Annotated in this window: 1 protein-coding gene; it reads left to right on the plus strand. The window is 80.2% G+C overall.

Going from position 1 to position 13,401, the window contains the following annotated elements; all coding sequences use genetic code 11:
* Positions 1 to 2,042 precede the first annotated feature (2,042 nt).
* Entirely contained in the window at positions 2,043 to 2,516 is a 474-nt protein-coding gene (ugpE, locus tag C6W10_RS36675) for a sn-glycerol-3-phosphate ABC transporter permease UgpE (RefSeq protein ID WP_369937557.1), read from the plus strand.
* Positions 2,517 to 13,401 lie beyond the last annotated feature (10,885 nt).

Raw genomic sequence — 13,401 nt, forward strand, 5'->3', positions numbered from 1 at the left:
GGGAAGTCGAAGCCGGTAAGCGTGTGTGTGTGGTGGGTCGGGCGTGTGTGTGTGTTGTGTGTGTGTGGTCTGCGCGTGGGGGGTGTGGGGGTGACGGGGGGTGAGGGCGTGTGCGTGTTCGTGGGAGGGGGTGGGCCGTGGCGGGGCGTCCGTGTGTGGCGCGCGGGGGGGGGTGGCGGCGGGGGGGGGGGGTGGGGGGGGGGTGGGGTGGGGGGTGGGTGGGGGGGCGGGGGGGGGGGGGTGGGGGGAGGGGGGGGGGGGGGGGGCGGGGGGGGGGGTGGCGGGGGGGGGGGGGGGGGGGCCGGGGGGGGGGGGGGGGGGGGGCGGGGGGGGGGGGGGGGGGCGGCGGCGGGGGGGGGCCGCGGCCGGGCCTGCGGGGGGAGCAGCTGCTGGCGACGGATGCGGCGCTGCGGGGCGGGGCCCTGGACGGGGCGGTGAAGTGCGGCGGCTCCGCCTCGTTGGTCTGGCCGGCCTGTGTCGGGCAGGAGCCGGGCGACGGGTCGGGGTTGCTCCGGGTGGCGGTGCTGGGCGCGGAACAACACCCAACACACGCCATCGGGTTCACGGTCTGGGACCGTTCCCGCCACCCCGGGTCCCAGGCCGATCTCACCGCCGCCGACCGCCCGACATTCCCCGCGCCGGTCCCCCGCCGCCCCCGACCCACTCCTTCCGACCCCCCCGGCCGCGGCCCCCTGCCACGCGCCTACACCGCGTCTAACCGCCGCCAGCGGCCCGGCGCTCCCGCCCCCGCCCCCCCCCCCCCCCCGCCCCGTCCCACCCCCCCCACCCCCCCCCCGCCCGCCCCGCCCCCCCCCCGGCCGCCAGCCTGCCGCTGACCGCGCGGGGCGCCGGGCGGGTGGTCGGCGGCGAGGTGGAGGTCGACGCGTCCGCCTCCGGCGAGTTCGTCTCCGGGCTGCTCCTCGGCGGGGGCGGGTTCGGACGCGGGATGGTGCGCCGGCACGGCGGCCCGGCGGGCCCGTCCGCCCCAGACCTGCGGGTGACCGTGCCGATGCTCCGGGCCGGCGGTGCCGCGGTCCCTCCCCCCGCCCGGCCCCGGGTGCCGGTGCGATGCCGATCAGCGCGGCGGTCGCCGCGCGCGCGGTGGCGGTCGGCCCGGCAGGGGATGCCGAACCCCCCCCGGCCGCGCGCCCGCGCCCCGCGCGCCCCACCTCCGGCACCCCGCGCTGCACACTCAACCTCCCTCCGCACCGGCCTCTGTCACCAACCACCTCACGCCCCAGCATCTCGCACCCCCCCGTCGCCCTCGGGATCCGCATCGCCACCTGCGCCCCGCTCCACACCCCGCACCGCACAGCCCCGTCCGCCCCGTACAACGTGCCCCCAACGCGGCGCGCTGCCCCTGCGCAGTTCTGACCAAACGCCCCACCCCAACCCCACCACGCCGCGCAACCCCGCCAACCGCCGGCGGTATATGCGGCACGGCTTGCCGTGCATACACACGTGCCCGAAATCCCGCCACAGCCACTCAGGAACCAACCTCCCAGGTGTTCCTTCAGGGCCCAACAGGATGCTCTACACCGCCCTGGTCGCCCCCCGGCCGCCCGATCTCGCGCACCCCCCGCCGCGCTGCGTCCCCCCCCCGCTGCTGGCCGACCCCAACCGGCTCCTCCCCCCCGACCCCCCCCCCCCCCGCGCCTCCGCCGAGCAGCCCCCCCGCCACCCCCGCAACCCCCCCTCCGGGTCCCCCTCCCGGCCACCCACCCCCCTCCCCGCCCTCGGCCGGCCCCCCCCCACCCCCCCCCCCGCCCCCCCCCCCCCCCCCGCCCCGCCCCCCCCCCCCTCCCCCACCCCCCCCCCCCCCGCCTCCCCGCCCCCCCCCCCCCCCCCCCCCCCCCGCCACGCCCCCACCCCCCCGCCCCCCACCCCCGCCACCCCCGCCTCCACCCCCCCCTCCCGCCTTCCCCACCCCCCCTCCCTCCCCCCCGCTCCCCCACCCGCACCCTCCCCTCACGCCCCCCCTACCCCCGCCACCGCCCACCCACCCCCTGCCCTCCCACACCACACGCCACGCCCCGCCCACGGTGGAAGTACGTATCTTCCCGACGGTGGAGGTGATCGCCAACCTGAAGATGCTCGACAGCTACGCGGGCTTAACCCTGCCGCTGATGGCCTCGGCGACCGCCACCTTCCTGTTCCGCCAGTTCTTTATGACTCTGCCGGACGAGCTGATTGAAGCGGCGCGCATCGACGGCGCGTCGCCGATCCGTTTCTTCCGCGACATCGTTCTGCCGCTGTCGAAAACCAACCTCGCAGCGCTGTTTGTGATCACCTCTATCTACGGCTGGAACCAGTACCTGTGGCCGCTGCTGATTATTCAGGACGTTAACCTCGGCACCGCCGTGGCGGGCATCAAAGGCATGATCGCCACCGGCGAAGGCACCACCCTCTGGAACCAGGTGATGGCGGCGATGCTGCTCACCCTTATCCCACCCGTAGTCATTGTTTTAGCCATGCAGCGTGCGTTTGTCCGCGGCCTGGTCGATAGCGAGAAATAAGATGGCAGGTTTAAAACTTCAGGCGTCGAGGCGCGGGGCGGCCGGGGCGCGGCGGCGGCGGTGGGCGGTGCGGGTCGGGGTGGGGGTGGGGCGGGAGGCGGGGTGCAGCGGGTGGGGGTGTGTGGCTGGTGGCGCGAGGTGTGTGTGGCGGGGTGGCGGGGGGGGGGGTGGCTGGGGCGGCCGCGGGAGTGCGGGGGTGCGGGGTGGGCGGGTGGGGGCCGGCGGGGGGGCGGGGGTGGGGGGGGGGGGGCGGGGGAGGGGGGGGGGGGGGGGGGCGGGGGGTGGGGGTGGGGGGGGGGGGGGGGGGTGGGGGGGGGGAGGGGGGGGGGGGGGAGGGGGGCGAGGAGAAAGGCGGTGGGGGAGGGGGAGGGGGGATAGGGAAGAAGAAGGGGGAAGGGGGGGAGAAGAAAAAGGGAGAGAAGGAGAGAGAAAGGAAGGAGAGGGATGGAGTAGAGGAGGGGGGAGGGAAGAGAGGAAAGAAAGGAAAGGAACGAAAAGAAGGCGGGGGAAGAGAAGGAAATAAGGGGGCGGGCGGGGGGGGGGGTGGGGGGGGGGGGGTGGGGGGGGCGGGGGGGGGGGCGGGCGGGGGGGGGGGCGGGGGGGGGGGGGGTGGGCGGGCGGGGGGTGGTGGGGGGGGGGGGGGGGGGGGGGGGGGGGGGGGGGGGGGGCGGGGGCGGGGGGGGCGGGGGGGGGGGGCGGGGGGAGGGGGGGGGGGGGGGGGGGGGGGCGGGCGGGGGGGGGGGGGGGCGGGGGGGGGGGGGGCGGGGGGCGGGGGGGGGGGGGGGGGGGGGGCGGGGGGGGGGGGGGGGGGGGGGCGGGGGCCGGGGGGGGGGGGGGCGGGGCGGCGGGAGGACCCGGGGGGCCGGCCGCAGTCAGGTGGGCACGGGGGTGGGCCGGCCCCGCGAGGCGGCCAGCACGTGCGCCGGGGGGGTGTGGGGGAACGGTGCGAGCAGGCTGGCGGAGACGTGCCGGAAGGCGGTGCTGAGCCGCAGGTCGGCGTCGGCGAGCGGGGTCAGGGGTACTTCCCCGGCACCCAGCCGCCTACCGCTGTTATCAACGCGACCCCCCCCAGCGTCCCCGCCCCCCTTTACGTGACCTTCTCCTTCCCCCCCTCGCCCGCCCCCCCCCCCGCCCCCTCCCGCCTCCTTCCCTCCCCCTTGTACTTCCCCCTCCACCCTCCTCTCCACGCCCCCCCCCCCCCCCCCCCCTCCCCCCCTCCCCCCCCCTCCCCCCCCCCCCCCACCCACCCCCCCCCCCCCCCCCCCCCCGCCCCCCCCCCCCCCCCTCCCCGCCCCCCCCCCCCCCCCCCCCCCCCCCCACCTCCCCCCCCCCCCCCCCCCACCCGCCCCCACCCCCCCGCCCCCCCCCACCCCCCCCGACGGCCTCGGCCACCACCGCTCTCCCCACCACCCGGACGGGCTGGCCATCACGCACGCCCCCTCCGCGCCCGGCTCCCCCCGCCCGCCCCGCCCCGCGCCCCCCCCCCAGCCCTACTCCCCGCCGCCCCGCGCGAGGGGGGGGGTGGGGGGGCGGCGGAGGGCGAGGCGGGGAGGGGGGGGGGCGGGGAGAGGCGGGCGCAGGGGGGGGGGGGGGGGGTGAGGGGGCGGGGGCAGGTGGGGGGGGGGGGGGGAGCGGGGCGGGGGGGGGGGGGGGGCGGGGGGGGGGAGGGGGGGGGGGGGCGGGGGGGGGTGGGGGGGGGGCGGGGGGGGGGTGGGGGGGGGCGGGGGGGGGGGGGTGGGGGGGGGGGTGGGGGGGGGGGGGGGGGGGCGGGGGGGGGGGGGGGGGGTGGGGGGAGGGGGGGGGGGGGCGGGGGGTGGCGGGGGGGGGGGGGCCGGGGGGGGGGGGGGGGGAGACGGGCGGGGGGGCCTGGGAGACGGCGAGGAGAATAAAGAGCATGAGGGCCGTGAGAAGGGGAAAGAGGGCCTGCCACCATCGAGTCATCGTCAGTTCAGACTGCGCTCAAGCGATTGATGATGATCAATTTAGTGGAGACGGGTCAGAGTTCTGCTTCGTCCGTTACTTCTGTGCTCCTTAGTCTACTATCTGTTCTCGTTCTATCTACATCATTTTCATGGCATCTTATTTGACCTACTTGTACTTCTTTCACGTCTTAGATGGGTATAGGCGGGCACCGCGACATCGTCTACGTCTCCGGCCCGGAACGCTCCTGGCCAGCGAGGCCCGCTGGCAGGCCATGCGGGCCACCGCCGCCGGTCACGGCCTCCAGGTACGCCGGGGCCGGCCCCGTCCCTTTATCACCATCGACCCCGCCGACGGTACCCCTTTGGTAGATCTCGGTGGGCGCCCGCTCAATAAAAAAAACAAACCAGCTAGCAAAGGCGTGTGAAGTACCAGCAACAGAGAACTAGTGGCAGAACAGCACATAAAGCATATCGACACAGCGACATACCCACACAGAGCACGCACTAATAGCGGCGTGGCGGTGGTGGCGGAAGGGGGCCGGGGGGAGGAGGCGGGGGGGGGGCGGGAGCGAGGGGTGCGCGGGCCGGGAGGGGGGCGTGCCGGGCGGTCGGGCGGGTGAGGGAGCGGGATCGGGGAGGGGGGGCGGGCGGTCGGGGTGAGCGGAGGGGGGGTGGGGCGGAGCGGGCGGCGGGAGGGGCGCGGGGGGGGTGGGGCGGGGGGGGGTGGGGCGGGGGGGGGTGGGGGCGGGGGGGCGGGGGGGGGGGGGGCGGGGGGTGGGGGGGCGCGGGGCGGCCGGGGGCGGGGGGCGGGGACGCGGGGAGGGGGGGAGAGCGGGGGGCGGGGTGGGGCGGAGGGGGCGGACGAGCGCTGCGGAGCGGGGCGGCGTCGGCGGCCCGGGGCTCGGCGTGGGGGGCGACGGCGAGGAGCAGGCGCGAGCCGGCGTCGGAGGGCTGGTCGGTGGCCACGCCGGGGAGCTCGATGAGCACCTCGCCGTACCGAGGGTCGCTGGGGGTGGGGAGGCTGGGGGGGCTGGGGGGAGCGGGTCGGAGTGCCTCGCGGGCGGGGTGGGGAGTAGAGGTGGGGCGGACTGCTGGGGGGGGAGCCGGAGGTCGTGGTCGTGGGGGAAGACGGGCTTGGCGGGCAGGGGAGCCGGAACGGGGGTGGGGGGGCGGGTGTCGCGGGATGGGACGCGGGCACCGGGGGCGGGGGGCGCCCGGCCGTCCTGGTGCCGGCTCCCCTCGGTCGCCACCGAGGAGACCTCGCACGCGGCCGCCCGGGGGGGCTGCGCCGCGGCGGTCACCTGGCCCCGGCTCGGCGGGGGGAAGGGGGCCGGGCTGGTGCTGGACGGACTGCGGCGGGGGGCGGCGGCCGGGCTGGACCGGTTGGGGGTCGGTGCCGACCACCGGGACCGGCTGCCCGGCTTCATCGGGCGGCGCGGCCGTACCCGCCGCAACGGCGCGGTGTGGCAGGTCGAGGCGGTGCAGGCCCCACCCAACTCCTCCCCACCGCCCCCGTCCAGGTCCGGCACACCGCGATCCTGCACCCGGCGCTGCCCACCCCGGCCCCGCCCCAACAGTCCCACCCCCTCCGCGCCCGCCTCCAGCCCCCGGTCCCCCGCCTCACCCCCGCCGCCCCCCCCCCCCGCGCCCCCCCGCCCCCCCCCCCCCCCCCGCCCCCCCCCCCCCCCCCCCGGCCCCCCCCCCCCCCCCCCCCTCCGCCCCCCCCCCCCCCCCGCCCCCCCCCACCCCCCACCCCCCCCGCCGCCCCCCCCCCTCCCCGCCCACCCACTGCCCGTACTCCACCGGCCCTTTCCCCCCCCCCCCCTCCCTCCCGCCTTTCAGTTCCCCCTCCCGCATCAGCTCGACCCTCCCCCGCTCACCCTCCGCCATCTCCCCTGCCCCTCCCACCTCCTCCACCCGCTGTCTCCTCACTACCCTTCCCACCACTCCCTTCCCGCCCCTCCTCATACCGCCCTCCAACTGCTCCAGCCCAGCATGCTGCCGCAGCACCTCCCCGACCTGCCGCCGCTCCGCATCGCCGCCCGCCACGACTCCCGGGCCGACGGCAACGCGGCCGGCGGCGACCTCTACGCCCCCCTCGCGCCGCCCGCCGTCAGGCCGGCCGTGGCCCCCGCCCCCGTCGCCGGGCACCCCGCGCACGCCGCCGCGCCGCGCGGCCCGGTACCCGCCGCCCCCCCCCCCCCGCCCCCGCCCCCCCCCCCCCCCCACCCCCCCCCCCCCCCCGCCCCCCACCCCCCCCCCCCCCCCTCCACCCCCCCCCCCCCCCCCGCCCACCCCCCCCCGCCCCGCCCCCCCCACCTCCCCCCTGTCCCCCACGGCCTCCACCCACCCCCCCTCCACACCACCCCAACCCTGCCCACAGCCCACTCCCCACCTCCCCACCCCGACGATGCCCTCACCCACTCCCGCCAGCCCCCCCCCCTGACCGCGCACATCGCCTCGACCGGCCCACACCCTCCCCGCCCCCGCCCCCCCCCTCCCCGCCCCCCGCGCCGCCCCCCCCCCCCCCCCCCACCCCGCCCCCGCCCCCCCCCCCCCCCCCGCCGCCCCCCCCCCCCCGCCCCCCCCCCCCCACCCCCCCCTCCACCCCCCCCCCCCCCCCCCCCCCAACCCCCCCACCCCCCCCCCCCCCCACCCCCCCACCCCCCCCCCCCTCCCCCCCCCGCCCCCCCCCCCCCCCCCCCGCCCCGCCCCCCCCCCCCCCCACCCCTACCCCCCCCCCCCCCCCCCCACCCGCCCCCCCCCGCCCCCCCCCCCTGCGAGCCCCGGCACCCCCCCACCGCCGCCCCCGCCGCACCTCCCCGTCGCACCCCGCCCCCCTCCGCCCCACCCCCCCGTACCCGCGCAGGTCGCCGCCCCACCCGGAACCTGCCCCCCCCACGACACCCCCACGCCCACGCCCCCCCAGCCCCACCCACACCTCCACCCCCACCATCGTAAGTGCTCTGGTTATCGCTTGTCGCACCTTCGACCTGGACGCTCTGGGCGCTGTCACGCTGTCTCCATTTCCGCGATGACGTGCTTTGGAGTCTATTTTGCCTGTTGTTTCCTTCTCGCCGCAGACGTCATACGAGTTTTCTGCCTGTCTGGTTGGCTCGGAGATGTGTAGAAGAGCCAGACCGCCAGTCGGTGGCCTTCATGGGCTACTGGCGACTCGGCAAGGCCGACGACGCCGCCTGACCACGGTCCCTCGGGTCCCCGGCCCGGCGCCGGGGACCCGAGGGACCGTGGTCCCGTCTCTTATACCCATCTGACGCTGCCGACGATCCTCCTGGTTTGACTCCCTGGTGTCTGCGCATCATTCACGCACGCATCGCCACGCGCCCACACCCACCCCTGACGCCAGTCAGTCCGTTGGGCTACCGCCGCGACGCCTCTGTCGGGCGTCGCCAGGACAGTAGCAGTCCAACGGGCTCTGGCCCCTGAATCGTCTCCGCGGGCCGTCAGCCCCCCGCCAGCGTCGCCTCCTCCACACCCGCCCCCTCCACCACCCCCCCGTCCCCCCGCGTCACGCCCCCGTCCCCCACCCCGCTCACGGTCCGATCCCCCGTCGCCACCACCCCCGCCACCCCTCCCCCCTGCCCCCGCCCGCGGCCCCCACCCACCACCCCCCCCCCCCCCCCCGCCCGCCGCCCCCCCGCCCCCCCCCCCCCCCCCCACACCCCCCCCCCCCCCCCCCCCCCCCCCACCCCGCCCCCCCCCCCCCCCCTCCCCACCCCCCCCCCCCCCCCCCCCCCCCCTCCCCCTCCCCCTCCCCCCCCCCCCCCCCCCGCCCCCCCGCCCCCCCGCCCCCCGCCCCCCCACCCCCCCCCCCGCCCGCCCGGCCTCCTCGCGGCGCGCAGCGCGCCCCCTCGGGCCAACCCCCCCGTCACCCACCGTCCCACCTGCGCCCACGGACCGGTCTCCTGAGCCGGGGGGCGCGGCCGGGGGCGGCGGCGGCCGACCCGGGGGCACGCGCCGGGTGGGTAGACGGCGCGGGGGGGCTGGGGGGCGGGCGGGGGGCGCGGGCGGGGGCGGCCGGGGCGAGCGGCGGGGCGGGGCCGGGGGGGGGTGCAGGGGCGGGGGGGCGGGGGTGGGGGGGGGCGGGGGCGGGGGGGGGGGGGGGGGGCGGGGGAGCGGGGGGGGGGGGGCGGGGGGGGGGGGGGGGGGGGGCGGGGAGGGGGGGGGGGAGAGGGGGTCGGGGGGGGGGAGAAGAAGGAGCGAGCGGGGGGGGGAGTGGTCAGGCGAGGGAGGGGGGTGGACGGGGGAGGGGAGCAGCTGGGCGACCCGGGAGAGGGCGGCGGAGAGAGGCGCGACGGGCGGGACGGCGGCGGGATCGTGAACGTAGACGGGCGGGAGGGGGTGGTCGGCGAGGGCGAACGGGGGGGAGGTCCACGGGTAGAGATAGTCGCTGAGGTTGTGCTGGACCACCGTGAGGTCGCCGGGCCGTCGTTCCCGCCGGGCCGGAGTGCCCGGGCGAAAAAGGCGGGGCAGGGCGTTGCGGGGCAGGGCCACCGCGACAAGGGCGGTGCCCGGCGGCGGCGGCACCGCCAGACCAAGAAGAACCGCACGGGCAGGCCCCGCCAAGGGCGGGAGGGCTTCACCAGGCCGCCCAGGCCGCCCGATCCCGCGGGGCAGAGGGGCTGGCCCGGCCACCAGCCGCCCGCCCAGCCCGGCCAACGCGGCGCGCCGGCCAGCGCTCCACCAGACACGCGCGCGTCACCGGGGACCCCGCGCAGCACCTCGCGGACAGCCAGGGCACGCACGCCGAGCTCGCCAGCGACGCGCACCCCCCTCCCACCGAACCACGGCACCGGCCCCCAGCGACGCCGGCGAGACCGGAGCCGCGCACCACCCAGCACGTGCGCCTCCAGCGCAGACAGCACGCGCGCACGCGTACGCCGCCGCCGTTCTACCGCCACTCCAACCGCCCCCCGACCCCCCCCCCGCCGCCCCCGCGCCCCCCGCCCCCCGCCCGCCAGCTCCTCCAGCCCCCCCCCCGGAGCGCCCCCATCACCACCCCCTCCACTTCCGCCACCCCTGCCAGCCGGCACCCGTCCCCCCGCGCCCGCCCCCCCAGCCCGGCCTCCCCCCCCCCCCCGCGCCGCCCCGCCCCCCCCCCCGCCCGCCGCCCCCCCGCCCCCCCCCCCCCCCCCCACCCCGCCCCCCCCCCCCCGCCCCGCCCCCCCCCACGCCCCCCCCCCCCCCCCCCCCCCCCACCCCGCCCCCCACCCCCCCCCCCCCCGCCCCGCCCCCGCCGCGCAGCGCCAGCGCCCGCCACAGCGCGCACACCCAGCCCCTACCCCGGCTGACCATGCCGAGCACGGCGCTGACGCGCCCGCGGCACCACGCCCACCGACCACCGAAAGCGCGGCCACAAGCACTGTCGTGAGCTACTGTGCTATGTCCCCCGCCCGTGTGTCTAGCCACCCGCGCTCTCTCGCGTTACACGCTGCGTCCTCTTTCTCTTTGTGCTTTGTTCACGTATTTTTTTTTTTCAGCCAGAAGCCGGCTTCCAGGATTCCTGCCTGTCCCGTGGGCCCGAAGAGGTGTATAGGAGCCAGCCGTTACGCCCCGGCCCTGCCGACCGCCCGGGTGCCGATCGGCCGCCCCTGGCCAACCTGCGGGTGCTGGTGCTGGACCCGAACGGGGACCCGGTGCCGGTCGGGGTCGCCGGTGAAACTGGCCCTTATAAAAATCTAATACGTAAGCACACGCAGACCATGTGTAACCTCATCGCACTCCACAGTTCAGCACACAAGACTAACACACTGAAGCACGAATGACAACACACGCACAGGCAACACAGGCCCGGCGCCCCCGCGCCCCCCCCCACGCAGACCCCCTAGACGTCGCTCAGTCTGCGCACCGCCGCCCACCTCTCGCCGTCCCCATCCGCTTACACCCCTGACTCCCGCCTCCACCCGCTCCCTCCCACCCCCCGCGCCCCCAATCGCCCCGCTCGACCCCCCTGCCCCCCTGGCCGCCCGCCCCCCCTCCCCCCCCCCCCCCCCCCCACCCACCCCCCCCCCCCCTCCCCCCACCCACCCCCCCCCCCCCCCACCCCCCCACCCCTCCCGCTCCCCACCCCCACCTCCCCCCCCCCTTCCCCCCCCTCCATCTTCTCCCCCCCCTCCCCGTCCCCGTCCCCCCTCCCTGTCCGCTCCTCCCCCCCCTCTCCCCCCTCCTACTCGTCCTCCTACCCCTTCTCCGCCTCCCCCCGCCCCACCCCCTGGCTCCGCCCACAACCTCCCCCACCGGCACCCCACACCTCCACACCCCATCCTCCTGCGGCTCTGGGCGGGCCGGGCGCTGGCCCCGTCCTACATCGCCCTGACTCTGCTCGCCGCGCTCGACTCGGCGGTGCCGCCCCCCGCCCGCCTGGACCTCCCCGCCTTGCGCTCCGCCGCCGCCCACAACCGCTTCGCCGCCGCCACCCTCCAGTCCCTCCTGCTGCGTCTCCCCGCCCCCGCTCCCCGGCTCCCCACCCGCCCCCACCTCTCCCACCGTCCCCCCCACCACCCCCGCCCCCCCGCCGGCCGCCCCCCCCCCCGGCCCACTCGCGCCGACCTCGCACCGCAGTCGACGTCCCCCACCCTCCCGGCCGTGAGCAACCCACCCGCGCGTCAAGCTGTTCCTCCCGAGCCGTGCCCACTGGTGCCGCCGTTAGCCGTCTCTGCTCCCGACGCCCACCCCCACCTGCACGCCCCCACTCAGCGCCTACCCCGGCCCCACACACCCCCCGTCCTCCGCCCCCCCCACCCACCTACCACTCGCACCGCCCACCGTCGCCGACCCCACGCGGTTCCCCCCCCGCAGCCCCCACCTGCTCCCCCCGCCCGGCTCCCCCACCATCCCCTCCCCTCCCTCCCCCCGCCCCCCACACACCGTCACCGTCCGCCTCGCCCCGCCCCCTCCCCTCCTGCTCACCGACTCGCACCCGCCCCGCCCACCCCCCCGTCCCCCCGCCCCGCCGCCCCCGCCCCCCCCCCCCCCACGCCCCCCCCCCCCCCCCCCCCCCCCCCGCCCCCCCCCCCCGCCCCGCCCCCCCCCCCCCCCCCCCCCCACCCCCCCCACCGCCCCCGCCCCCCCCCCCCCCCGGCCCCCCCCCACCGCCACCGCCCCAGCGCAACACCGCCCGCCCCCCCCCGCGCCCACCACCCCCACAACACGCCCCCCCGCCGCCTCCCCCCCCCCCCCCCCCCCCCCCCACCCCCACCTGCTCCGCCAGCAGCCCCACCCCCTCGCCGAGGGATGGTGGGGGGCTGTTGCGTGGGCGGCGTACGGATGTGGGCCGGTGTGGCTGGACTGGGACTTGGGCGGGGCGTGGGGGTGTCTCGGGAGGAGGGGCACGGCGGCGGCACGGGGCTGGGGGGCTGGGGCCGGCGGGAGTGCAGCTGCGGAGCTGGGGCGGGCAGGGCGCCGGGGAGCGGAACCTGCGGCGCCGGGGTGTTCGGGGTCCAGAGCCGGGACGGGGGGGGGGGGGTGGGGGGGTGGCGGGGGGGGGGGGGGGGGCGCGGGGGGGGGGGGGCGGGCGGTGGCGCTGGCGGTGCGGGGCCGTGGGAGGAAGAGGCGGGAGGCGCGGGTCGGGTGGGTGAGGTTCGGTCGGAGGGGGGGGATCGGCGGGGAGGGCGGCCACGCGTACGGGGGGGGGCCGCACGCGGGGGTCGTGGCGCTGGCCCGGGGCGGGGAGCGGGCGCGGGGCGGTACCGGCGTGGTGAGCCTGGGACCCGTAGCCCCGCGCCCCCGCCCCCCCGTCCCCGCCCCCCCACCCGCTCACCTCCTCCGCGCCCCCCCCACCCCCCGCCCCCGCCACCCCACCCCACTCCCCCCCCCTCCCTACCCTGCCCACCCCCCCCCCGCCCCCCCCCCCGCACCCCCCCCCCCCCCCCCCACCCCCACACCCCCCCCCCCCCCCGCCCCCCCACCCCCCCCCCCCCCCCCCCCGCCACCACACCCCCCCCCCCCCCCCCCCATCCCCCCCCCCCCCCCCCCCACCCACCCCCCACCCCACCCCCCCCCCCACCCCCCCTCCCCCCCCCACCCCCCCCCCCCCCCTCCCCGCGCCCACCCCCCCCCCCCCCCCCCCCCCCCGCCCCCCCGCGGCCCGCCCTCCACCCCCCCGCGCCCCCTCCCTCGCCCGCCCCACCCCACGCACCCACACGCAGCGCCACCGCCCCCACCGCCCGACCCGCCCGCCCTCAGCCTGCGCGGGAGTGGCGCGGGCGGGGGGGGGGGCGGGGGGAGGGGGGGGGGGGGTGTGGGGAGGCGCGCGGGGTGGGGGGTGGGCGGGGAGGGGGGGGGGCGGGGGGTGGGGGGGGGGGGGGAGGGGCGGGGGGGGGGGGGGGGGGGGGTGGAGGGGGGGGGGGGGGGGGGGGAGGTGGGGGGGGGGGGGGGGGGGCGGGGGGGGACGGGGGGGGGGGGGGGGGGGGGGGGGGGGGGGGGGGGGGGAGGGGGGGGGGGTGGGGGGGGGGGGGGGGGGGGGGGGGGGGGAGGGAGGGGGGGAGGGGGGGGGGGGTGGGGGGGGGGCGGGCGGGGGCGGAGGGGAGGGGGAAGGGGAAGGAGGAGGGGGGGGAGGAGGGGGGGGGGGTGGAGGGGGAGGAGGAGGAGGGGGGGTGAGAGGGGAAGAGGGGGGGGAAGGAGAGGGGGTGGGGGGGGGGGTGGGTGGAGTTGTTGGGGGTGGAGCCCCTGTCCCTCTGTCCCGTCCTTCCCCTCCGTTTTCTCCCGTTCTTTTTCTTCCCTTTCTGTCTTTCCTCCTTCCGCTTCTTCTTTATCGCTTGCTCTTTCCTCCTCCTCTTTTCCTCCCTTCTTTCCTCCTCCTTCCCTGTCCTTCTTCTCCTTCTCCTCCCCCTCCTTCCCCCCCCCCCCCTTTCCCCCCCTCCCCCCCCCCCCCCCCCCCCCCCCCGCCCCCCCCTCCCCCTCCCCCTCCCCCCCCCCCCCCCCCCGCCCCACCCCCCCACCCC

Source organism: Plantactinospora sp. BB1, assembly GCF_003030385.1.
Lineage (GTDB): Bacteria > Actinomycetota > Actinomycetes > Mycobacteriales > Micromonosporaceae > Plantactinospora.